This is a genomic window from Nocardiopsis endophytica, from assembly GCF_027706725.1.
In the GTDB taxonomy this organism is placed as follows: domain Bacteria; phylum Actinomycetota; class Actinomycetes; order Streptosporangiales; family Streptosporangiaceae; genus Nocardiopsis_A; species Nocardiopsis_A endophytica.
In genome coordinates this window covers 45,857-68,249 of sequence record NZ_JAQFWQ010000012.1, presented here as the reverse complement: position 1 = coordinate 68,249, position 22,393 = coordinate 45,857, and the positions used below count along the sequence as shown (strand labels likewise).

22 protein-coding genes are annotated in these 22,393 nt (G+C 71.3%); 8 read left to right on the top strand and 14 right to left on the bottom strand.

Annotation, left to right across the window (positions count from 1 at the left end; translation table 11 throughout):
- Window positions 1-11: 11 nt before the first annotated feature.
- The 6 genes from smpB to O4J56_RS06505 all read right to left on the bottom strand — a co-directional run bounded on the left by smpB (window position 12) and on the right by O4J56_RS06505 (window position 9,793).
- Window positions 12-485 (bottom strand): SsrA-binding protein SmpB, encoded by a 474-nt coding sequence (smpB, locus tag O4J56_RS06530; protein WP_270684341.1) that lies wholly within the window; start codon window positions 483-485, stop codon window positions 12-14.
- Between the two features lie 51 nt (window positions 486-536).
- Window positions 537-1,445: a permease-like cell division protein FtsX gene (gene ftsX, locus O4J56_RS06525; protein ID WP_270684340.1), complete on the bottom strand. Its 909-nt coding sequence runs from the start codon at window positions 1,443-1,445 to the stop codon at window positions 537-539.
- A 61-nt stretch (window positions 1,446-1,506) separates the two neighbouring features.
- On the bottom strand, window positions 1,507-2,196 hold the full coding sequence (gene ftsE / locus O4J56_RS06520; RefSeq protein WP_017626461.1) for a cell division ATP-binding protein FtsE: 690 nt from the start codon (window positions 2,194-2,196) through the stop codon (window positions 1,507-1,509).
- A gap of 337 nt (window positions 2,197-2,533) precedes the next feature.
- A complete protein-coding gene (gene prfB / locus O4J56_RS06515; protein ID WP_270684338.1) occupies window positions 2,534-3,646 on the bottom strand; it encodes a peptide chain release factor 2 in 1,113 nt (370 codons plus the stop codon).
- An 87-nt stretch (window positions 3,647-3,733) separates the two neighbouring features.
- Window positions 3,734-8,599, bottom strand: coding sequence for an NAD-glutamate dehydrogenase (locus O4J56_RS06510; RefSeq protein WP_270684336.1), 4,866 nt, complete (start codon window positions 8,597-8,599; stop codon window positions 3,734-3,736).
- A gap of 423 nt (window positions 8,600-9,022) precedes the next feature.
- On the bottom strand, window positions 9,023-9,793 hold the full coding sequence (locus tag O4J56_RS06505) for an HAD family hydrolase (RefSeq protein WP_270684334.1): 771 nt from the start codon (window positions 9,791-9,793) through the stop codon (window positions 9,023-9,025).
- Between the two features lie 84 nt (window positions 9,794-9,877).
- On the opposite strand from O4J56_RS06505, the gene O4J56_RS06500 reads away from it, so the two are divergent.
- The 3 genes from O4J56_RS06500 (at window position 9,878) to O4J56_RS06490 (ending at window position 14,134) form a co-directional block, all read left to right on the top strand.
- A complete protein-coding gene (locus O4J56_RS06500; RefSeq protein WP_270684333.1) occupies window positions 9,878-11,536 on the top strand; it encodes a hypothetical protein in 1,659 nt (552 codons plus the stop codon).
- Window positions 11,537-11,679: 143 nt separating this feature from the next.
- Window positions 11,680-13,335 carry a nucleotidyl transferase AbiEii/AbiGii toxin family protein gene (locus tag O4J56_RS06495; protein ID WP_270684332.1) on the top strand — a complete coding sequence of 552 codons (1,656 nt, stop codon included), beginning with the start codon at window positions 11,680-11,682 and terminating at the stop codon, window positions 13,333-13,335.
- Window positions 13,336-13,366: 31 nt separating this feature from the next.
- On the top strand, window positions 13,367-14,134 hold the full coding sequence (locus tag O4J56_RS06490) for a DUF4241 domain-containing protein (protein ID WP_270684331.1): 768 nt from the start codon (window positions 13,367-13,369) through the stop codon (window positions 14,132-14,134).
- Window positions 14,135-14,154: 20 nt separating this feature from the next.
- On the opposite strand, the gene O4J56_RS32020 is transcribed toward O4J56_RS06490, so the two are convergent.
- The gene (locus O4J56_RS32020) at window positions 14,155-14,373 is read right to left on the bottom strand and encodes a DUF397 domain-containing protein (protein ID WP_333563785.1); all 219 of its coding nucleotides are present in this window, start codon (window positions 14,371-14,373) and stop codon (window positions 14,155-14,157) included.
- Window positions 14,374-14,461: 88 nt separating this feature from the next.
- Window positions 14,462-15,316: a helix-turn-helix domain-containing protein gene (locus tag O4J56_RS06480; protein WP_270684328.1), complete on the bottom strand. Its 855-nt coding sequence runs from the start codon at window positions 15,314-15,316 to the stop codon at window positions 14,462-14,464.
- 144 nt (window positions 15,317-15,460) lie between these two features.
- On the opposite strand from O4J56_RS06480, the gene O4J56_RS06475 reads away from it, so the two are divergent.
- Both O4J56_RS06475 and O4J56_RS06470 read left to right on the top strand, forming a co-directional pair.
- Entirely contained in the window at window positions 15,461-15,922 is a 462-nt protein-coding gene (locus O4J56_RS06475; protein ID WP_270684326.1) for an ATP-binding protein, read from the top strand.
- Between the two features lie 375 nt (window positions 15,923-16,297).
- On the top strand, window positions 16,298-16,486 hold the full coding sequence (locus O4J56_RS06470; RefSeq protein WP_270684325.1) for a hypothetical protein: 189 nt from the start codon (window positions 16,298-16,300) through the stop codon (window positions 16,484-16,486).
- Between the two features lie 151 nt (window positions 16,487-16,637).
- Here O4J56_RS06470 and O4J56_RS06465 read toward each other — a convergent pair whose 3' ends face one another.
- The gene (locus O4J56_RS06465; protein ID WP_270684324.1) at window positions 16,638-17,048 is read right to left on the bottom strand and encodes a hypothetical protein; all 411 of its coding nucleotides are present in this window, start codon (window positions 17,046-17,048) and stop codon (window positions 16,638-16,640) included.
- Between the two features lie 120 nt (window positions 17,049-17,168).
- Between O4J56_RS06465 and O4J56_RS06460 the strand changes: the two genes are divergently transcribed.
- Window positions 17,169-18,020 (top strand): DUF1963 domain-containing protein, encoded by an 852-nt coding sequence (locus O4J56_RS06460; protein ID WP_270684323.1) that lies wholly within the window; start codon window positions 17,169-17,171, stop codon window positions 18,018-18,020.
- A 51-nt stretch (window positions 18,021-18,071) separates the two neighbouring features.
- On the opposite strand, the gene O4J56_RS06455 is transcribed toward O4J56_RS06460, so the two are convergent.
- A complete protein-coding gene (locus tag O4J56_RS06455) occupies window positions 18,072-18,287 on the bottom strand; it encodes a hypothetical protein (RefSeq protein WP_270684321.1) in 216 nt (71 codons plus the stop codon).
- Here O4J56_RS06455 and O4J56_RS06450 point away from each other — a divergent pair.
- The gene (locus tag O4J56_RS06450) at window positions 18,277-18,504 is read left to right on the top strand and encodes a DUF2332 family protein (RefSeq protein ID WP_270684319.1); all 228 of its coding nucleotides are present in this window, start codon (window positions 18,277-18,279) and stop codon (window positions 18,502-18,504) included. The two genes, O4J56_RS06455 and O4J56_RS06450, sit on opposite strands and share 11 nt — an antisense overlap.
- A 146-nt stretch (window positions 18,505-18,650) precedes the next feature.
- Here the strand turns inward: O4J56_RS06450 and O4J56_RS06445 are convergent, their stop codons facing one another.
- Complete coding sequence (locus tag O4J56_RS06445; RefSeq protein WP_270684317.1) at window positions 18,651-19,142, bottom strand: GNAT family N-acetyltransferase; 492 nt, start codon at window positions 19,140-19,142, stop codon at window positions 18,651-18,653.
- A 140-nt stretch (window positions 19,143-19,282) separates the two neighbouring features.
- Here O4J56_RS06445 and O4J56_RS06440 point away from each other — a divergent pair, with 140 nt between their 5' ends.
- Window positions 19,283-19,816 (top strand): DinB family protein, encoded by a 534-nt coding sequence (locus O4J56_RS06440; RefSeq protein ID WP_270684315.1) that lies wholly within the window; start codon window positions 19,283-19,285, stop codon window positions 19,814-19,816.
- A 16-nt stretch (window positions 19,817-19,832) separates the two neighbouring features.
- Here O4J56_RS06440 and O4J56_RS06435 read toward each other — a convergent pair whose 3' ends face one another.
- The 3 genes from O4J56_RS06435 to O4J56_RS06425 all read right to left on the bottom strand — a co-directional run bounded on the left by O4J56_RS06435 (window position 19,833) and on the right by O4J56_RS06425 (window position 22,380).
- The gene (locus O4J56_RS06435) at window positions 19,833-20,186 is read right to left on the bottom strand and encodes a hypothetical protein (RefSeq protein ID WP_270684314.1); all 354 of its coding nucleotides are present in this window, start codon (window positions 20,184-20,186) and stop codon (window positions 19,833-19,835) included.
- 99 nt (window positions 20,187-20,285) lie between these two features.
- On the bottom strand, window positions 20,286-20,789 hold the full coding sequence (locus O4J56_RS06430; protein ID WP_270684313.1) for a DinB family protein: 504 nt from the start codon (window positions 20,787-20,789) through the stop codon (window positions 20,286-20,288).
- Window positions 20,790-21,231: 442 nt separating this feature from the next.
- On the bottom strand, window positions 21,232-22,380 hold the full coding sequence (locus O4J56_RS06425; RefSeq protein ID WP_270684312.1) for an FHA domain-containing protein: 1,149 nt from the start codon (window positions 22,378-22,380) through the stop codon (window positions 21,232-21,234).
- Window positions 22,381-22,393: the final 13 nt, after the last annotated feature.

Genomic DNA, 22,393 nt, shown 5'->3' with positions numbered 1-22,393 from the left:
GGCTTGTCCTTTCACCTCGCCTTGCGGCGGCGGCTCAGGGCGCGCTCGATGTCGCGCTGCGCCTCCCGCGCGGCGATGTCCTGGCGTTTGTCGTGGCTCCGCTTACCGCGCGCCAGGGCCAGTTCGACCTTGGCCTTGCCCTCGCTGAAGTACAGCGACAGCGGGACGAGCGTGCGGCCCGGCTCCTGCGTCTTGCCGATGAGCCGGGAGATCTCGGCGCGGTGCAGCAGAAGCTTACGCGGTCGCCGGGCCGCGTGGTTGGTCCAGGTCCCGTGCGCGTACTCGGGGATGTGCACGTTCTCCAGCCAGACCTCGCCGTCCTTGACGTGCGCGAAGCCGTCGCCGAGCGTGGCGCGCCCGGCCCGCAGCGACTTCACCTCGGTGCCGGTCAGCACCAGCCCCGCCTCGTAGGTGTCGTCGATGTGGTAGTCGTGCCGGGCACGGCGGTTCTGCGCGATGACCTTGCGGCCCTTCTCGCGGGGCACTGGACGTCTCCTCTTTCTCCGTCGGGCCCGTGGGGTGGGCCTGGCTCGTGGCTACACCCGCAGGTAGCGCCGCAGCGTCAGGAAGGACGAGACGGTGCACAGCAGGATGCCCAGCACCATCGACAGCCCGATGACGTAGGCCAGCGCGCCCGCGCCCAGCGAGACGTCGAAGGCGAACCACGACTGGATGCGGTCCAGCAGCAGGTAGCGCGCGGCCACGATGAACCCGGAGGCGATGACGCCGCCGATCAGGCCGGAGATCGCCCCCTCCAGCAGGAACGGGAGCTGGATGTAGAAGTTGGAGGCACCCACCAGGCGCATGATGCCGGTCTCCCGGCGGCGGCTGTAGGCCGACAGCCGGATGGTGTTGCCGATCAGCAGCGCGGCGGCGGCCAGCTGCACGAACGAGACCACCAGCGCGGCCCACTTGAGGCCGTCCAGCAGCTCGAAGAACTGGTCGAGCACCTGCTGGTCGTTGTGGACCGAGTCGACGCCCGGACGCCCCTGCACCGTCTGCACGACGGACTCGAAGTTGTTCGGGTCGGCGAGCTGCACCCGGAAGTTGTCCGGGATGTCGCCCTCCTGCGCGGCCTCGGTGAGCGCCTGGTTCTCCGAGAAGCGGTCCTGGAACTCCTGCCAGGCCTCGGCGGCGGTCACGTACTCCACGTTGCTGACCTCGGGCAGCGCCTCCAGGTCCGCCTGGATCGCCTCGCGGTCCTCCTTGGTGGCCGGCCCGCTGTCCTGGCAGACCTGCGAGGGGGAGACCTCGGTGCACATGTAGACCGTGACCGAGACGCGCTCGTCCCAGAACTGGCGCATGTGCGAGACCTGCTGCTGGACCAGCAGGCCGCTGCCGAACAGGGCGAGGGAGATGGCCACCGTGACGATGACGGCGATGGTCATCGTGAGGTTACGGCGCAGGCCGATCCACATCTCGGAAAGTACGAATTGTGCGCGCATGAGTGCTAAAGGTCCATCCTTGAGGGCTTCGGCAAGGCCGACGTCGGTCGGGGGCCGGGCGTCAGTAGGCCTGGCCGTAGACGCCGCGCGTCTGGTCCCGGACGACCACGCCTTCTTCGAGCTCGATGACGCGCTTGCGCATCGAGTCGACGATCGCGGCGTCGTGCGTCGCCATGACGACCGTCGTTCCGGTCCGGTTGATCCGGTCGAGCACCTTCATGATGCCGATGGAGGTGGCCGGGTCGATGTTCCCGGTCGGCTCGTCGGCCAGCAGGATCTGCGGCCGGTTGACGAACGCGCGCGCGATCGCCACGCGCTGCTGCTCGCCGCCGGAGAGCTCCTCGGGCATCCGGTCGGCCTTGCCTTCCAGGCCCACCAGCTCGACGACCTCGGGGACCACCTTGCGGATGAACCGCCGCGGCTTGCCGATGACCTCCAGCGCGAAGGCGACGTTCTCGAAGACGTTCTTGTTCGGCAGCAGGCGGAAGTCCTGGAACACGCAGCCGATCCGGCGCCGCAGGTGCGGCACCTTCCAGTTGGACAGGCGCGCCAGGTCCTTGCCCGCCACGTGGACCCTGCCCTTGCTGGGCTTCTCCTCCTTGAGGACAAGCCGGAGGAACGTCGACTTACCCGACCCCGAGGGGCCGACGAGGAAGACGAACTCCCCCTTGTCGACGTCGATGGACACGCTGTCGAGAGCGGGCCGCTTCTGGGTCGTGTAGACCTTGGTGACGTTATCGAAGTGGATCACAGGAGCATCACAAGGTTCTCGGAGATCGGGGCACCCGGGCGGAGGTCGTGGTTCCGCTCAGGGAGGGTCCGGCCGCCCGGCCGGCACACGGTACCGGCCTGCGGGGCCAAACGACAGTGTAGAGGCGAACGCAACCCGGAATGTCCTTGACCGACACGGGGCCGGGGGGCGCCGGGCGCCCCATCGGGCGCGCTGGCCTCCGCCGCCTCACATCACAGCAGCAGATCCGAGCATATCGGAACTGTCAACCGATCATAACGGTCGCGTATCGCGCGGCGTGCGCGCCGGGCACCGGCGGCTCCGGCCCGCTAGTGCCCCGGAGCCCCGCCGCTGCGCGCTATTCGCCCTTCTCCTGGCTGCGCATCCACCGGATCTCGGCGTCGATGAAGGGGTCGATGTCACCCTCCAGCACCCCGGCGGTGTTCCCGGTCTCCACGCCGGTGCGGGTGTCCTTGACGCTCTGGTAGGGGTGCAGCACGTAGTTGCGGATCTGGGTGCCCCAGCTGCTCGTGCCCTCGCCGCGCAGCTCCTGCAGCTCGGCGGCCTCCTCCTGGCGCTTGCGCTCCAGCAGCTTGGCCTGGAGCATGCCCATCGCGGTGGCCTTGTTCTGCAGCTGCGAGCGCTCGTTCTGGCAGGAGACGACGATGCCGCTGGGCAGGTGGGTGATGCGCACCGCCGAGTCGGTGGTGTTGACGCCCTGGCCGCCGGGGCCCGAGGACCGGTAGACGTCGACCCGCAGGTCGCCCTCGTCGATGTCGATGTGGTCGCTCTTCTCGACGACCGGGACCACGTCCACCCCGGCGAAGGAGGTCTGGCGCCGGTTCTGGTTGTCGAACGGGGAGATGCGCACGAGCCGGTGGGTGCCGTGCTCGCCCCGGAGCGTCCCGTAGGCGTAGGACGCCTTCACCGCGAAGGTGGTCGACTTGATGCCGGCCTCCTCGGCGTAGGAGGTCTCGTACACGTCCGTGGAGTAGCCGTGCTGCTCGGCCCAGCGCAGGTACATGCGCTGGAGCATCTGCGTCCAGTCGGCCGCGTCGACGCCGCCGGCCTGGGCGTTGATGGTCACCAGCGCCTCGCGCTCGTCGTAGGGGCCGTTGAGCAGGGTGCGCACCTCCAGCTCACCGATGTCGGCGCGCAGCGACTCCAGCTCGCGGTCGGCCTCGGCGCGGGTGTCGTCGTCCCCCTCGGCGGCGGCCAGCTCGAACAGCACGCCGGCGTCCTCCAGGCGCTGGCGGATCGAGCCGACCTTGTTGACGATGGACTCCAGGTACGACAGCTTGCGGGTCACCGCCTGCGCGTGCGCCTGGTCGTTCCACAGCTCCGGGTCGGCAGACTGCTCGCGCAGCTCGGCGATCTCGGTGTTCTTGGCGTCCAGGTCGAGGACGGCTTCGACGCTCGCCATCGTGGACGCGAGTTCCTTGAGCTTCTCTGCGGGGTCTAGGTCTGCCACGGTCCCAAGTCTAGGGCGTGATGGCGAAGGCCCGCGCGCGGCGATGCCGCGCGCGGGCCCCTCGTCGCCTCCGGCCTCAGGCGGTGCTCACTCCTCGGCCAGGGAGCGGATGGAGCGCAGCGCCACCGACAGGGTGGCCAGGTCGAAGCGCTCGGTCTCCCAAATCTCCGACATGGTGCGCCCGGCGAGCTCGACCGATTCGGCGTTCTTCTCGGCCCACTGCTCGGCCAGCCGCTCGGCCGACTCCCCGGAGGCCCCGGACAGCAGCACGTCCCGGGTCAGCTCGGCGTGCGTGGCGTACAGGTCGTCGCGGACGGCCGAGCGCGCCATGGTGGCCCAGCGGTCGTCGCGCGGCAGCGCGATGATGCGCTCGCGCAGCCGGGAGATCTGCAGCCGGTCGGCCAGGTGGAAGTAGACCTCGGCCACCTCGCGCACCGGGCGCCCGGTCCGGTCGGCGACCTCCACCAGGTCGAAGGCGGTGTAGGCGGGCACCATCCCGGCGACCCGCTCGGCCAGCTCCGGCGGCACCCCGCGGCCCTTGAGGGCGTCGCGGCGCTCCCGGAAGGCGGCCAGGTCGCGCCCCTGCAGCAGCTCGGGCAGCTGCGGCACGATCACCGACGCGCCCTCGGCGAAGAACGCGATCTCCTCGCCCAGGTCGAACCGGTTGGGCCGGTTGCGCAGCATCCAGCGGGCGCAGCGCTCGGTGAGCTTGCGCGCCTCCAGCATCATCTGCAGCTGGGTGTCGACGTCGATGACGTGGTCCAGCTCCTCCACCGCGCTCCAGAAGTCCCGGAGCCCGAAGACCTCCATGGCCACCAGGTAGGCGCGGGCGATGTCGTCGGCGGAGGCGCCCAGCTCCTCGTCCATGCGGAAGGCGAACGTCGACCCCGACCAGTTGACCATGTCGTTCACCACCTGGTTGGTGATGATCTGGCGGGCCAGCGGGTGGTCGGGCATGGCGTCGGCGTAGCGCTCGCGCAGCGGGGTGGGGAAGTAGTCCACCAGGGTGCGGCGCAGGTAGGGGTCGCCGGGCAGGTCGGACTCGCTGATCCGGTCCTTCAGGGCGATCTTGGTGTAGGCGATGAGCACCGCGAACTCGGGGGAGGTCAGCCCCTGCCCGGCCGAGCGCCGCGCCGCGATCGCCTTGTCGTCGGGCAGGAACTCCAGCTTGCGGTCGAGCCCGGCGTCGCGCTCCAGCCACCGCATGTACCGCGAGTGCACGTGCAGCATCGAGGTGGTCTGCTTGCGCGCGGCCGCCAGCACGACGTTCTGCGCGTAGTTGTCGTCCAGGACCAGGTCGGCGACCTCGTCGGTCATGGCCATGAACAGGCGGTCGCGCTCGTCGGCCGGCAGCCGCCCGGCGCGCACCTCCCGGTCCAGCATGATCTTGATGTTCACCTCGTGGTCGGAGGTGTCCACGCCGCCGGAGTTGTCGATGAAGTCGGTGTTGACCCGGCCCCCGGCCAGCGCGAACTCGATCCGGCCCAGCTGGGTCAGGCCCAGGTTGCCGCCCTCGCCGACCACCTTGCAGCGCAGGTCGGCGCCGTTGACCCGGACCGGGTCGTTGGCCTTGTCGCCGACCTGGGCGTCGGTCTCGGCGGCCGACTTGACGTAGGTGCCGATGCCGCCGTTCCACAGCAGGTCGACCGGGGCCCGCAGGATGTGCCGGATCAGCTCGAAGGGGGTGAGGGCCTGCACGTCGGCGGGGATGTCGAGGGCCTGCTTGACCTGCGGGGTCAGCGGGACCGACTTGACGTTGCGCGGGTGCACCCCGCCGCCGGGCGAGATGAGCGAGGCGTCGTAGTCGGCCCAGGAGCTGCGCGGCAGGGCGAACAGGCGCTCGCGCTCGGCGTAGGACCGCTCGGCGTCGGGGTCGGGGTCGATGAAGATGTGCCGGTGGTCGAAGGCGGCGATCAGGCGGGTGTGCCGGGACAGCAGCATGCCGTTGCCGAACACGTCGCCGGACATGTCGCCGACGCCGACCGCGGTGAAGTCCTCGCTCTGGACGTCCACGCCCATCTCCCGGAAGTGGTACTTGACCGACTCCCAGGCGCCGCGGGCGGTGATGCCCATGGCCTTGTGGTCGTAGCCGACCGACCCGCCGGAGGCGAAGGCGTCGCCGAGCCAGAAGCCGCGCTCCTTGGCGATGGCGTTGGCGGTGTCGGAGAAGGTCGCGGTGCCCTTGTCGGCCGCCACCACCAGGTAGGTGTCGTCGCCGTCGTGGCGCACCACGTCCTGGGGGTGCTGCACCGCGCCGTCGACGAGGTTGTCGGTGACGTCCAGCAGGCCGCTGATGAACTGCCGATAGCAGTCCACGACCTCGGCCATGACGGTGTCGCGGTCGCCGGAGGGCAGCCGCTTGCACACGAACCCGCCCTTGGCGCCGCTGGGCACGATCACCGAGTTCTTCACCATCTGCGCCTTGACCAGGCCCAGGATCTCGGTGCGGAAGTCCTCGGGCCGGTCCGACCAGCGCAGGCCGCCGCGGGCCACCGAGCCGAAGCGCAGGTGCACGCCCTCCATGCGCGGGGAGTAGACGAACATCTCGAAGCGCGGGCGCGGCTCGGGCAGGTCGGGGATGTCCTGCGGCTCCAGCTTGTAGACGAGGTAGGGCTTGGGCGCCCCGTCGTCGCCGGTCTGGAAGTAGTTGGTGCGCAGGGTGGCGTCGATGCAGGCCAGGAAGGCGCGCAGGATGCGGTCGTGGTCGAGGCTGGCGACCTGGTCCAGCTCGCCGCGGATCTCCTCGGCGATGGCCTCGGAGCGCTCGGAGCGGCCGGAGGAGTGGCGCGGGTCGAAGCGCGACTCGAACAGGCGCACCAGCAGCTCGGCGACGTGCGTGTTGGCGGCCAGCACCCCGGCCATGTAGTCGGCGGTGAAGGTGGTGCCGGTCTGGCGCAGGTACTTGGCGTAGGCGCGCAGGATGGTGAGCTGGCGCCAGTCCAGCCCGGCGCTGACCACCAGGGTGTTGAACCGGTCGGACTCGCCGCGCCCCTCCCACAGGGCGCTGAAGGCGTCCTCGAAGAGGAACTTGAACCGGTTGTCGGGGACCTTGGAGGAGGCCTCCATGGGGGCCAGGCCGAAGTCGTAGATCCAGGCGCGGCCCTCGCCGCCGCGGGAGGCGTCGTGGGCGGCGATGCCGTAGGGGCGCTCGTCGACCACCTCCACGCCCATGTTCTCCAGCAGCGGCAGCACCTTGGACAGGGACACCGGGGCGCCGCGGCGGTAGAGCTTGAGGTGCCAGGAGCCCGAGTCGGGGTCCTTGCGGTGGAGGTTGACCGCGAACCCGCCGTCGGACAGGTCGCGCAGGCGGGACAGGTCGTCCACGGCGGTGCGCGGGTCGGTGTCGACCTTGTACCCCTCGGGCAGGGCGTCGCCCAGCGCGCGCACGGCGCGCATGCCCTCGTCGGCGCCGTAGCGGGCCTTCAGCTCGGCCTGCAGGCCGTCGTCCCAGGAGCGGGTGGCGGCGACGACGCGCTGCTCCAGGGCGGCGTGGTCGACCTCGGGCAGGGCGCGGCCGCGCTGGGCGCGCACCACCAGGTAGAGGCGGGCCAGGGAGGAGGCGCCGACCATGACGCTGTGGTCCATGGCCGCGCCCTGGAAGGCGTCGTTGAGGACGTCCTGGATGTCCAGCCGGACCTGGGTGTTGTAGCGGTCCCGCGGCATGTACACCAGGCAGGACATGTAGCGGCCGTAGGGGTCGCGGCGCAGGAACAGCTTGGCGCCGGGGCGCTCGCGCAGCCGCAGCACGCCCATGACCACGTCGTACAGGTCGTCGACCGGGGTCTGGAAGAGCTCCTCTCGGGGGAAGCCCTCCAGGATCTCCACCAGGTCCTTGCCGTCGTAGCTGTCGGGGTCGAACCCGGCGCGGTCCAGGACCGCGGCCTGCTTGCGGCGCAGCAGCGGGATCTGCCGGATGCTCGTGGTGGCGGCCTCGTGGGTGTACAGGCCCAGGAAGCGGCGCTCTCCGACGATGCGGCCCTGCTCGTCGAAGCGCTTGACGCCGACGTAGTCGAGGTACTTGGGGCGGTGCACGGTGGCCCGGGAGTTGGCCTTGGTCAGCACCAGGGCGTGCGGCTCGCGGGCCTTGGCGCGCACGGCGGCGGGCAGGGAGGCGAAGCTGCTGGAGGCGGGGGCGTCCATGCGCAGGATGCCCAGGCCGGTCCCGGCGCGCGGGCCGAGGGCGTCGTTGCCCTCCTCGTCGGCGACCAGGTCGTACTCCCGGTAGCCCATGAAGTGGAAGTTGCCGTCGGCGACCCAGCGCAGGAACGCCTCGCTCTCGTCGGCCTCGGCGGCGTCGACGCCGCCGGCGCGCATCGCGGCGGCGGAGGCGGCCAGCTCGTCGGCGAGCCCGGTGGCGCGGGCGCGCATCTTGGCCTTGTCCTCGGCCACGCCGCGCACGTCGCCCAGCACCCGCTCCAGGTCGGCGGCGACCTGCTTGAGCACGGTGGGGTCGCTCTGGCGCTCGACCTCGATGTGCATCCAGGACTCGGCGAGCGGCTCCAGCCCGTCCCCGGTCTCCTCGGGCTCCACCTCGCGCAGGTTCCCGGCCAGGTCGCGGGCCACGCTGAGCTGGGGGTGGACGACCAGGCGCACGGCGATGCCCTGGCGGTTCAGCTCCATGGTGACCGAGTCGACGAGGAAGGGGGCGTCGTCGGTGACGACCTCCACCACGGTGCGGTCCAGGTCCCAGCCGTCGTCGGCGGCGGTGGGGTTGAACACGCGGACCTTGGCGCGGCCCTGGGGGCGCTCCTGGGCGAACCTGTAGTGGGCCAGGGCGGGGGCGCACACGCCGGCGGGGGTGCGCTCCTTGAGCTCCTGGGGGTCGACGTGGCGGTAGTACAGGCGCAGGAACCGCTCGATGCGGTCCGGATCGGCGGTGCCGTCTTCAGGGGACCATTGCGCGGCCGCGTCGTGGACCAACCGGTCCTGAACGGCGTCGGTCTGCCCGGGCATGTTCGATCTCACTCCCTTGTGAGCCGTCGGGGGTCCATCATCGGGTGATGTGACTTGTGAAGTTCTGTGAAGGTCGGCGCGCCGCCGCCGCCCCGCGGACGGGCCGCGGGGCGGCCGCGTCCCGTTCGGGAACCTGTGCGCACAGGTGGCGGCTGCCAGGACCGGACGCCGTTGTCCGGCCTTCGCCTCGGGAACAGGCTACTCCGTTTCACACGGCACAACCCTTACCAACACCGACCAACGTCGTTAACAGTACGTTTCCGCCATCAACGCCTCGATCGGCGATCGGCGGGCGATCCGTACCGAGGCATATGAGCGACGCTACGCGGGCGGGGGCGGCGCGGCCACCCTCGGGGGCCAGCTGTCCCAAGTCGGCCCCGGGCACCGGATCGCGGTGCGGGGCCGGGCCTCACGCCCCCATTCCTACCCGATGCCGGCACCGGGCAGGGCCGTCACGCGGCGGACGGCGCCGACGACCGCCTGGGCGTCGGTGAGGTCCTGCAGCACCTCCACGGCCCCGGCCGCGCGGAGCTGGGACTCGGTGGCCGAGCCGCTGAGCACGCCGATCGGGGCGGCGCGGCCGATCACCGCGGCCTCCACGTCGCGCAGCGAGTCGGTGATGTAGACGGTGGAGCGCTCGGGGAACTCCGCGCCGCGGGCCTCGGCGGCGCGCATCCGGGTGAACTGGATGAGGCTGGCCTTGGGGTAGCCCTCGGAGCCGAACCCGCCCAGCGACAGGTCCAGGTGCCCGTCCAGGCCGAAGGCCTGAAGCTTGGCGACGGCGTTGGGCTTGATGGTGCCGGTGACCACGGTCTGCACGGTGTCGTCGAGCGCGCCCACGGCGGCCAGCGCCTCGGCGGCGCCCGCGGCGGCGCGGGCCCGCACCGGCAGCTGGTCTCGGCGGCGGGCGAACCCGTCGGCCAAGGCCTGCACGAACTCGGCCAGGGGCTCCTGGCCGGGCTCGATGTCCACGTCGTTGCGGGCGAAGAACTCGAAGAAGACCTCCGAGTCGGTGCGCCCGGCGGTGGACGCCAGGTAGACCAGCGGCGCCCCCGTGGCACGCTCGAACGCCTCCGCGTAGGCGGAGCGCGTGACCTGCGCTGCGTCGACGAGCGTGGGGTCGACGTTCCACAACACGAGGCGGCTGATGGCAGTCTCCTTGAAGGCGAAGGGGCGGGGACCGACGCCCTCCATATTGCCGCAACGGCGGAACCGGCGGCCTCCCGGCGCCGTCCCATGGTCCGGAGGACGGGACGCGGAGCGGAGAGCGGACGGGACATGGTCCATGACGGCGGCGGCAGTGACGGGCTGATCGAACCGGGGTTCCTCCTCGGGGACAACAGCTGGGGCGGGCGGATGTCCGACCGGGCGCAGAACGAGGCCATCCGCGGCCTGCGGCACCAGCTGGACAACCAGCGCCAGAGGCTCAACTCCGAGCTGCGGAAGGTCCGCGGCTCGCTCGAACAGCGCCTGGACCGCATGGCGGCCTCGTTCGACGCGTTCGTGGAGCTGAGCGACGTGCGCGAGCAGCTCGTGCCGTTCACGGGGGCGGCGATGGCGCGCCGCCGGGTGCTGCTCATGCTCGACGGCGAGGCGCCGGACGAGCTGCGGCTGGAGGCCTCGGCGGCCGAAGGGGACTACTGGCTGCTCCCCGCGGCGCACGGGCTGCACGCCCTGCTCCGCGACGACCTGCGCGGGGCCCAGCGGGGCTTCTCCGAGGCGGCCGACCTGGACCCGCTGCGCGCGGGGGTGTTCACCCTGCTCGCGGCGGCCGAGCGGGCACCGGAGGCGGCACCGGCGCTGGCGGACTGGATCCTGTCGGCGGTGCTGCCCGAGGCGCCCGGGCACGCGGCCTCCCACGAGTGGGCGCTGATCCTGCTCGCGGCCGAGGGCCGACTGGGCGACGGGGCGCGCGCGTCGGTGCTGGCGGGCTGCGCGGAGCTGGTCCTGGACTCCCCCGAGGACACGCCTCTGCCGTCGGAGCTGCTGGAGTTCGGCAAGGGCGGGCCGCAGGAGCGCAGGCGGACCCGGCCGCCCGGCCTCTCCGGGACCGAAGCGGTGAAGCAGGCGCTGGCGGCGGCCGACCGGCTGGCCGCCCTGCGCCGGACGGCGGAGGCGGCGGAGGCGGTCGGCGCCGAGCCCTCCGGCGAGGACGGTTCCGGTGACGGCTCCCCTTCCCTCCCCCCTTCCCTCGCGCTGAACGTGGCCAAGCCGCTGCTCCGACGCCTGGTCGAGGAGGGCAGCCCGGAGGAGGCGCCGCTGCTGTACAGGGCGGCGCAGCTCCGGGCGGTCGTGGAGAGCGGCGGGGGCGCGTCCGACGACGTCGAGCTGGAGACCTGGAAGGACCCCCGGGGCCGGACGCTGGACCTGCTGCCCGCGTCGGCGTTCTCACCGGAGGCCGGTCCCCTGCTGCGGCGCTTCGCGCTGGAGGTGTTCGCTCCCCTGGCGCTGCGCGAGGCCCGGGGGCAGGCGGAGGCCGCGCTGGCCCCGCTGCCGGATCGGTCGGCGGTCCGCGTGAACGGGGTCGAGGTCGCGATCGGCACGTCGGGCGCGGACACGGCGGGGGTCAGGGCGGCCCAGGACCGGGCGCGCGACGCGGCGGGGAACGGCGGCAACGACTCCACCCACACCATCGGTGCGGGCGTCGCGGGCGCGATCGCGGTCGTATCCGGACTGTTCGGTCTGGTGATGCAGCAGGGCGGGCTGCTGGTGGTGGCCGTCATCGCGCTCGCGGCGGCCGGAGGCCTGGTGCTGATGGGTCGGGACGCGCAGAAGAAGACGGACGAGGAGCGGACGGTCCGGGCGGCCTCGACCGATAAGAAGCTGGCCTCGGCCGCGGAATCGTGGGCCCAGTACCGCTCCGAGGCCGAACAGGCACAGGCCCGGGCCCGCGAGGACGCCAAGGCGGTCGAGCGGATGCTGGGCGCGGGCCGATGAGCGTCGTCTATGAGTCCGAGGAGCGGGAGCTCACAGCCTGAAGGACCTCGCCCCGGCGCGGAGTGAGGACCCCTTCGGTGCAACCGGCGCGGCCCACGCGCCGTCTGAGTGTGAGGAACCCCCCCTCAGCCCGAGAGGCCACCATGGAGTTCACCGGCGACTTCGAGACCCACCTGACGCTGGACGCGCGCACCCCGAAGCAGGTCGTGGCGGCCTCGCGGTGGGCCCGGGAGAACAAGTTGAAGTTCACCCACATCGAGCTGGACCGCGGCGCCTCCGCGTCGCAGCCGATGGTGACCTACCACGGCCACGGGACGCTCACCGGCGAGCTCGGCATCGCCGAGAAGTGGGGCAGGCGGCTGGCGGAGGCGGGGTTCCCGGTCACCCGTACCAAGATCGAGGCATCGCCGCTCAACTCCGGCGTCCCCCGAACCCGTGAAGAGGCCCAGGCCCTGCCGGACCACTGCTACTTCGAGCACCACATCAAGCTGCTGCTGGCCCCGGACGCGGACCTGGAGGCCCTCTCCCGGCTGGTCGAGCCGCACCGGGCGCGGCTGTCGCGCAACGCGCGCCGCACCCGCGCCGACGGGTACCAGGAGCGGTTCGTCACCCAGCGCTGCTCGCGGGTGGGGCACGGCACCGCCGACACGCTGTTCGAGCGGCTCTCCGATGCCCTGAGGAGGTACGGGCTGAACCGGGTGGCCCCGTGGCAGCGTCGTCGGTCCGAGACTCCGATACCGGGCGTCCTCGACACCGAGCGCGAATTCGTCGTGTACGACAGCGCCCTGGAGCTGGACGCCGGGTGGATGGACGCGGCCCCGGTCGCCGACCTCGCCGAGGCGGAGCCGGCGGAAGTGCGCCGCTGGTTCGAAGGGCAGGGGCGGTACCCCAGCACGCACATGCCGATCACCGCGGGGCCGCACGCCAAGCAGGAGAAGGTGTTCGACCCGGCGCTGAAGCACTTCGTCTTCGCCTTCCGGCCGAGTGAGCCGGTGTTCGAGGACCAGGACCTGGGGGCCGAGTGGTGGCAGATGCAGGGGTTCGCCATGGAGCACGTGCTCGCGGCGATCTCGGCCACGCCCTGGCGGGACCACCTGGTGCTGCGCGGCAGCGCGCTGATGCCCCTGTGGGTCGGCCCCGCGGCGCGCCGCCCGCGCGACCTGGACTTCGTGGTGGTGCCCGCGGACATGGAGCCGATCGGCGGGGACGCCGAGCGGATGATCGAGGACATCGTGGAGGAGGTCTGCGACGGGGTTCCGGACATGCCGGGGCTCACCTTCGACCGGGGCGGGGTCAGCACCGAGAGCATCTGGACCTACGAGCGGGCGGAGGGGCGGCGGGTCGTCATTCCGTGGTCGTGGGAGGACCTGCCGCGCGGGTCGGTGCAGATCGACGTGGTGTTCCGGGAGCCGCTGCCGGAGGAGCCGGTGCGGGCGGTGGTGGGCCGCGAGGAGGTGCTCGCGGCGAGCCCGGAGCTGTCGCTGGCGTGGAAGGTGCTGTGGCTGTTCACCGACACCTACCCGCAGGGCAAGGACCTGTACGACGCGGTCCTGCTGGCGGAGAACTCCTCCCTGGACCGTGACCTGCTGATGCGGGTGCTGGCGGGGCCGATGGCCGAGGAGCTGGGCGTCGACGCCGAGACACTGGACGAGGGCTTCCTCCTGGCCGAGGGGACGGACGCCCACATCGACGCGGAGTGGGAGCACTTCGTGCGCGAGTGCCCATGGGTCGAGGGCACGTGCGCGGAGTGGCTGGGGCGGTTCGAGGCGGCGATGGCGCCGGTGTTCCGCCGTAAGTGACGGCGGCACGAATCCGAATGGAGAACGACGGTTGAGCGACCGGACCACCGCCGGCGCGGCGCCCACCCCTGCGCCCCGCCGCCCTGAGGCCTTCTTCACGGGTGGACGCCGCTTCCGCCACGAGGACATCAAGGGTGAGGCGTTCACGACCGAGGTCCTTCCCCGGGGCGAGCTGGTGTTCCCGACGGGACGGCTGATCGCGGGCGACCCCACGGGGGTGGAGTTCCCGGAGGACTACGCGCCGTATGTGCAGGAGATCCCGCCGGGCCGGTACCCGCTGCACATCGTGGTCGCCCGACGCGACGGGGAGGAGGGGGAGCCCGAGGGGAACCGCGGCGCGAGGGTCTGCGCGGCGGTCCTCATGCTGCGCGACGAGCCGGTGGCGGAGTGGGAGATGGCCCTGCTTCCAGGTGAGGACCCGGCCGACCTGGCCGTCGGAGAAGAAGAGGATGAGGACTTCATCTTCTTCGGGTTCGGGGTGGACGGCGGTATGGGGTGCTTCTTCGACGCCTCACTGCTGGACCACTTCTCGGGAATGCTCGCCGACGACGATCCGGCCCCGGAGGCACCGAGCTGGATCACCCTGCTGTGCGGAGGCGGCCCCTACCCGCGTGTTCAGGGGACCGACACGGTGACCTTGGAAGCCCCGGACGGAACACCGGGCCTGACCGCCTTCGAAACCGGCTTCGGCGACGGCGCGTACCCGGTGTGGTTCGGACGCACGACGGATGGAGAGGTGGCGGCCGTGGTGGCCGACTTCCTGATCCTCTACGACGCCGTCCCCGAGGGAAGGGGCTGAGAGGCGCCCCTCCCCTGCCGTCAGGGGAGGGTGTCCGCCTTGAGGAGAGTAAGAAGTGCGGCCCAGTCATGACCAGCAAAGGAGAGATGACCAAGGTCAGGTGACTTGGAGTCCCGAACAGCGGCCCCGCCCGCGGACTCGGCCACCTCTACACAGTTGCCGCCGGCGTTGCTGTAACTGGCCTTATGCCAGTTCGGAGCTTCGCTCACCGGTCGAGCATGATCTTCCGATCCGAACATCATGACCTCCACACATGCGGCTTCGCTTTGAGAGTAGCTGGACTTATACCATCCACCCAGCGCCCGCCGTCCTACACTCTCGACCACGTCAGTCCTGTTCTCTCTCGAGGTCGCGAACAACCTGTTCCAGCACTCGCGACGTCGCCTTTCCTTCATCCAATGCCGATGCCCTCAACCTGTTGAAGATCGATGAGTAGTGGGCAATATTCTCCTCGTTGGTCAAGAACTGGTGCTGAGTGGCCCCCTGCAGATAGACGGTCTCCAAACCGTGCTGGTCCACTCGGAGGACCACGAATGATGTGAGGGTCAGGGCCGCGTGCGCGCCCGCGGAAAACGGTAGGACTTGCAGGGTCACCCGCGGCCCCTGAGCCAGGTCCATCAGATGGCGCACTTGGTCGGCCATCAGCCAGGGCCCACCGATCTGCTGACGAAGGGCCGCTTCGGTGACGATCATCCATACATTCGGCGGATCAGAGCGCTGAAGGATCTCCTGTCGAGTGAGGCGCACCTGGAGTTCACGCTCCACGTCGCTCTCCGGCCGACGGGTCGCCTCGATCACCGCGCGAGCATAGTCCTCCGTCTGGGCCAGACCGGGGATGAGCTGAGACTGATACATCTCCAGCGAAGTGGCCTGGGCCTCTATGTTCGCGTAGCTACGGTAGCTGCGCTCCAAGTCATATGGCTGCCACTGGTCCGGCTCCCGCGCCTGCTTCCGCAGCTCCAACAACCGGTCGAGTTGGTCCGTGGCCCCATAGATCTGGAGCAGCCGTTCGATGGTCCCTGCTCCGGGCACGGCACCACCATCCCCCGGCGTCTCCCAGCGGGCGAGGCTACTCGCTGCCGCCCGCATCGCCTTGACGACGTCGTTGAACTTCCTGTCACCCCGGAGAGCCCGCAACTCCTGCGCGAGCTGCCACTGGGCGAGCGTCGGATTAGCGCTCATTCGCACATACTCCACTTTCCCCACATCGCCGACAAACCAGGCTACTTTCAAAAGCTACTTGCACATGCTGCTGGCAGTGCGCTTCACTGTATTCACGCTCGCACAGAGCGTGCCACTGATCGCCACTGCACGGGGTGAGTACCGATGCCCCTCACACACGACTTCCCGCCCAACGTCACCACGCTGTTCCTGCCGGGCCTCTACCTGGACGAGGTCCGCACCGCACGTGACTATGTCTCGCTCGTCCTCCGTGACGAGACGGACGACTCCCGCTCCACCGCCGCGCTGCTGACCAGCGAACTCGTCACCAACGCGCTCGTCCATGGCGATGCCCGCAACTCCGCGTGCCCCAGAACCGGCCTGCTCGCCCTGCGCCGTCCGCTGCATGTCACCGTCGAAATCCTCGGCGCCCGCATCTGCGTCCTGGTCTGCGGCTCCGGCTCCCGCCGTGCCCGCGTCGCCCCTCGCCCCACCCTCACCTGGGAGTCCTCGGGCCGGGGACTGGCCCTCGTCGCCGCCCTCTCCGCCGAGTGGGGCACCCACGGCGACACGGCGTCGCGCACCGTCTGGTTCGCCCTCGACCGCGCCAAGGCCGTGGCCGCCTGACCACCACCACGCCGAGACGACACGCCCCCGTCGCCCCGGCGTTCCCCAGGCGTCCGCCCCGCCCCAGGGAGGGGGGGGGGCGGACGCCGTCCACACCCGACACGAAAGAGACCAGGTGAGACGCTCATGCCAGCCCTGCCTCCACCGCCACCGCAAGGCCAGCCCGACACCGCGACCACCGCCCGCCTGCGCGCCGTCACCGCGCGCCCGCGCGGACGCCGCTTCGCCCCCGCCGGATCCCGACAGCGCACCTATGCCGCCGCCCCGCCACCGGCATCAGCGCGCCGACCGGCGCCGGCCGTCGGCCCGGCGCCCAACGCACCGGCCTCCTACCGGGCCGACCACACCGCGCTACCTCCGTGGATGCGCCGGACGATGGAGGAACTGGGGCCCAGCCGCCCCGTCGTCGTCTCCCCGGCGCCGGCCCGGCGCCCGCGTCCCCTGAGAACACCTGCGGTCGACCACGCACCGGCCCGGCTCGCCGCGACGCCCCTTCAGCCCGCCGCCTTCGCCATCCTCTGCGCCGCCGTCCTGACCGCCTACGCGATCGGCCTGTTCGCCTGACGCCCAGCGCCCCATTCCTCACCTAGCTTGGTGCGCGGACGCGGGTGGTCAGTGGCCGTTGGGCTCAGGGCTGGAGCGTTGGACCGGCACCTGGGCAGGCAGGATCCGCAAGCGGTCGGACAGTGCCCGGACGGCCGGTCCGGGGGCCGGGTCAGAGGCCAGATCTCCTTGGAGCGAGCGCAGGCGGCGCCGGGTGGTCTCTGCGCAGCGACGCCGCGGGAACCGCCTCCAGGACCTCGTCTGCCAGCGCACAGGCCCCCTCGGCGTCACGGTCGGCGGCGGCCGCACGGGCGAGGACCACGGTGGCCGCCGCCCACCCGCCCGAGCCCGCCTGCTTGATGGCGCGGGCGTTCTGGGCGTGCCGCCGGGCCTGAGCCGAGTCCCCCAGGGCCAGGTGCGACTCCGCCAGGTGCTGATGCAGCTCGGCGCGGTCGAACCCCCAACGGTCCCGCGCGTCCTCTTCTGCGGCGTCCATGCGCAACTGCGCCCGGCGGGCCGCGTCCCGCGCCTCGCGCTCCAGCCCCATCCGCGCCAGCGGGCGCAACTCGGCCCACGCAGTCATCTGCGCCTGCTGAAGCGCCCCGCGGGCCAGGGCGGAGGCCTGGGCCGCCAGTTCAACGGCCTCGGGATCGCGCCCTTCGCAGCACGCGACCGGTCACCGGTGTGTAGTTGACTCGTCCCCGTGCGACACGACGACTTCCGAGACAGGTTCCGCCGACTGTGCGTCGACCAGCTCGGGCCCAGCATGGGCCCACGGGTCGCCGCCCTGCTCCGCAACGGCTACACCCTCCACGCCACAGAGCTGGGGCAGGCGCCCACCGGCCGGTGCCGCCTGGGCGGCCCGGCCTTGCTCGACCCCGGACACGCCTGGCCCGAGTCCGAGGACGGCCCGATGACCCTGCTGGCAGTGATGGACCTCGACGCCCTGGCCCCGGGGCTCAACGTGGCCCTGCCCGAGGGGGCCGGGGTGCTCAACTTCTTCTTCGCAGGCGATGGCGACAATTTCGACACCTACTCCGGCGACTTCGTCTTCGTCTTCGAGGACGAGTGGGACTGGAAGGTGGTGCCTGCTGCCACGGACACCGCTGTGCAGGTCGCGCCGCCCCCCACGGCGCTGGCCCTGCCTGCACGCCCCCTGCGGGCTGAGCCCGTGCTCGCCCTGCCCGACCCGGAAAGTGCCTTTGAGCGCCATAAGCAGGACCCGGAGGAATTCACGGTGTGGAAGGCGTTCGTGCAGGTCGCTGCCCGGCTACAGGAGATCGTGGACGCGGGACCGGACCCCGAGGCGTGGCCGTTCCTCAACGTCCCCCAGGCATTCGTCGAGGACATGGTGTACGGGCACCGGGCGTTCGGCTGGCCCTGGTCCATGCCGGGAGACCCCTGGCCCGACGAGCACCGGGTCCTGCTGCTCCAACTCGACTCCTTGGACGACCTGCGCTGGGCCAACGGCGGCACGGTCACCTTCGATGTCGATGCCGCAGGACTGCGCGAGGGCGACTTCAGCCGGGTGGATTGCTACATCGCTTGGTGCTGAGGCCCCTGCCCGCTCGGGCGGTACGCCCTGCCGCCGCGCCGTGTCCCGGCGCTACGGCTGACGCCCCATGACGGCGGGGGCGTCCTGCGGGGTATGCACCAGCGCCGACGGCAGGTAATCGGAGGCCACGGCCAGCCCCCGTGCCCAGAAGGCGGCATTGAGCAGGTGAAGACGGGGGGCGACCGTGGCGCGGGGCCGCCCGGCGCCCAGCACCTGCCCGCCCTGTTGGAGCAGGCCCCGTCCGACGCGGCGGTGTGTGTTCCACACCGCCGTGACCGCGCACTTCACCGCCGAGGAGCGCGCCGAGCACGTCGAGCTGCTGCGCGAGCTGTCCAAGAGGCGGCGAATCCTGTGGCTGCGCGCCGAGCCGCACGAAGAGCCGCGGCTGTGCTTCAGCGACCTGGACGGCGGGGCCGTGAGGGCCGAGGTCCTGCTGGGCGGCTACCACCCGCACGGCGCCTGGCTCGAATGGCAGGCCGCTTGACCACCGCGGTGTCGAGAGGACACGGCCCTGTCGCCCCGGCCGGGCAGATTCGACGACCACTTCGGCGGGCGGTGGGGATGCAACTCCGACCACGGAGATCATTCACGCCCGCCTACGCGATCGGCCTGTTCGCCTGAGGTTCCCGGCTACGCGCCGTCCTTCAGGTTCTTGAAGTACCGCGCCACCGGCCAGCGTTCGAAGCCGACGGCCTCGTAGGCCGCGCGGGCCGGGGCGTGGCCGGGGTCGTCTCCCGTCTCGACCATGACCATGCTCATCCCCGCGGACTTGATCCGCTCGAACGAGTGCTGCATGAGCGCGTTCCCGACGCCCCGGCGCTGGTACTGCGGATCCACCGCGAGGACGCTGACCTCGCCCATCCGGTCCTCGGGGTGCAGGCGGGTGCACACCCATCCCGCGAGAACGTCATCGACCAGGGCCAGGTCCACGTTCTCCGGTTCGCCGTCGATGACGGCGGCCATGTCGCCCACCTGACGGGCCTCCCACCCCTCCGGGTAGAAGGCGTCGTAGACGAATCCGGGCACGGCGGCCCTGGTCTTCGGGAAGACGGGCGCCCACGCGCGAACACTGAGGTCGAGCACCTCCGTGCGCCGGTCCGCGGAGTAGGGCGTGATGATCATCGTGCTTCCCCTGTTCGATTCGTCGAGCGACCCGGTTCCCCCCGGCGGCGATCATCATGCCATCCCCCTCTGGCACCCGGGTCCCGAGCATGCCGCCCGGGTGCCCTCCGGACGCCCGCGGGCCGCGTTATGTTCGCGGGATGCGACAACCTCCGGAACGACCCCCAGCGCCCCTCGACGGCCCAGCCGTCGACGTCTCCGACGCCCATGACCTGCTCACCGGTTACCTGGAGTGGTACCGCGAGGCTCTGATGCGCAAGCTGGCCGGGCTGTCCGACGAGCAGCTCCGCGCCCCCGTCGGACCTCTGGGGTGGTCACCCCTCGGCCTGGTCCAGCACCTCGGCTGGGTCGAACGGCGGTGGCTGCGCTGGGGGTTCGCCGCCGAGGACGTCCTCGCCTACCCGCCGGGCGGAGACACCGCCGAGTGGACCGTGCCCGCCGACACCCCCACCGCGGAGGTCATGGCCGCCTACCGGGCCGAAGTGGCTGCGGCGAGCGCCTGCGCGTCCGGCGCGGCCATGGACGACAGGGCCCGGCTCGGTGGCCGGTTCACCGCCCCTGACCAGGCCCCCTCGCTCGGGCGGATCCTCTTCCACCTGCTCCAGGAGTACGCACGGCACGTCGGCCACCTCGACATCGCCCGTGAACTCATCGACGGCGAAACCGGCGAGTGACACCGGGGCGGTGGGCTCAGTGGACGGGCCGCCCCGATGCAAAGAGGGCTGACTCGGGCCGCCAGTTGTCGCGGAAGTCCGCATGATCGGCGAAGCGCAGCGCCAGCGCGCGGACCGCGGGACACGGCCACGCCGGAACATTGATGTGAACGTAGTCGGCGAACAACGTATAAGGAGGAATCCGCGAGCACACGCCGCACCCGGTGAAGTCGACACCCCGTGTTTCGCAGCGGCCGCCGCCCGTTTCGAGGTAGGCCGCGTACATCCTCCGTGGTTCGTGTGTGATCAGGAAGAGGAGATCCTCCTCCTCGCTCATCCGTGTGAGCAGGAAGTCGAGGAATTCCTCAACGAGCCGGTCGTAGCGGGGCACTCCGCGAGCCTGCCATGACGTGCCCTGGACCGGCCACCCCCTCCGTCACGCGGTCGGGGTCGCCGCCTACGGCCTACGGTCACGCCCGGCCGTCTCGCCTCAGTAGTAGCCCTTCGTGCCGTCGAGGAGTTCGCGGACGAGGTCCGCGTGCCCTGCGTGCCGTGCCGTCTCCTCGACGAGGTGGATGAGCATCCAGCGGAGATTGGCGCCGCCGGCGCGGAAGTCCGGGTGGCGGCCGACGTCGTCCAGGGATGCCCTGGCGGCGATCTCGTTGCTGCGGGCGCACTGGGCCTCGTACTCTGTGAGGAGCTCGGCGAGAGGCCGATCGTCGACGTGCCAGTCGGAGTCCTCGTTCTCCCGGTCGAAGGCCGGGTTCTGCTTCTCATCGCCGCCGAGGAACAGCACCTCCAGCCACATGTGCTCGACCCAGCGCATATGGGAGACGAGACCGGCCATCGTCATGGAAGGCGACGTCGGGACGACCGAACGGTGCGCGTCCTCCTCACTCAGCCCTTCGCACTTCCAGCGAAGGATCTGCCGCTGAAGGTCCAGCCAGCCGATCAGAGCGGTTCTTTCGTCCGCCTGGAGCGGGGGGCGTTTCATTCCCGATGCCACGTCGCCGCACACTACTGGAGCTGCCGGGAGGAGGCACCTGAATTCTCGGGACGCCCTCCGGCGGCGACGGCGAGGCTTGAGGCGTGGCCCGGTGGTCTCCATGGCCGGGACGGCGGCGGGCCGAAGCGGACGCCGCACGCCCGGGGGTGGGAGGGCCCGGGCGGCTTCGACCACCCCCGCGGCGAGCGGTGGGGATGCAACACCGACCACAGACCACTCACACCCACCAACGGCAACGCACACGGCCACACCGTGGGCGGAGAGCTCAGGCCGCCCCGACCACCACGGCGGCGAGCGGCGGGGAACGCCCTCACCCCATGTGCGGGTAGCGCCAATCCGTCGGCGGACGGAATCGGCCTGTTCGATGGTCGCTGCGGCGGGCGTCGGGGGGCGACCCGCCCCCGTTCGCGCTCGCCCGCCTCGGGCCCTCCTAGTCCAGCTGGGTCTCGCCGCCGGCCTCAGGTGGGGCGTCGCGGCCGCCCTGCCGCTTCCAGGCCTCGGAGATCTCCGCGGGGAAGCGTCGGCCGCTGCGGCCCAGATGCACGCCCGGGACGATCTCCACGAGGTCCTGCGGACGCATGGCCGTCCCCTTCGTCCCGCTCAGCGGCTTCCACGTCCCCTCCGGCCGCGGCTCCGGGCGCCAGATGCGCGACCCGTGCCGCCCGAGGTTGCGCAGCCGCAGCGTGTCCTTGTCGACCGTCGCCTCCAGGTGCTTGCGGCTCATCTTCGGCAGCAGCCGCTCGGGGACCAGCGAGTGCAGGGCGATCCCCCCGTCGCCGGGCAGCCGTCCCACGACCACGGACGTGTCGACGTCCAAGGTGAAGCGCTCCACGCACTCACCGTCGACCAGCAGCTTGAGCTGGGCGATCCCGGTCCGGGGACCGTCGTCCCGAAGTTCGACGCGGTGCAGCTGGCAGATGGGCCTTCCCCTGCGCAGCCGGGGCAGCATGACCGAGCTGCCCTTGCGCCGGTCGTAGAGCGAGCACCGGTGCTCCGGGCACCGCCAGTGCCGGCCCACGATGTCCGTCCGGGGCTTGCGGTGCGACCCCTGCAGCAGTCCGAGCGGCTTGAGGTCGTCCTCCTCGCCCTTGCGGGAGATCTCCTCGGGGGTCTTGACCCCCATGTCGCGCGCCTCCAGCGCGACGGTGCGGCCGGGTGCGGGGACCGGGCGCAGGAACTGCTCGGTGTTGCCCTGGATGAAGGGGTGGCTGATCCGGTGCCCGGCGAAGCCGTCCCGCGTGATGACCGGCACGGCCGTCATCTCCGCGAGATCGAGCAGCCGCTCGTCGGCGTCCGGCAGCTCCTCGACCAGCCCTTGGCCGATCCACGACCGCAGCCGCTTGACGTCCCCGCCGTCGGGGAACTCGTGGGCCGCACGCGCCAGGCTCTCGTCGGCCACGCAGTAGACGGTGGCGCCCCGGTCGCCGATGAGCCCCGCCAGGGCCTCGATGACCAGCTCCAGCCGTTTGAGGCAGCGCTCCCCCGGCGGCCCGATGTTCTGCTGGCGTACGACGTTCGACAGGTCGACGAGGGCGTCGGCGGTCTGCGCGGAGCGGGAGAGGTGTCTCTCGACGTTCATACGGGGGCTTCCT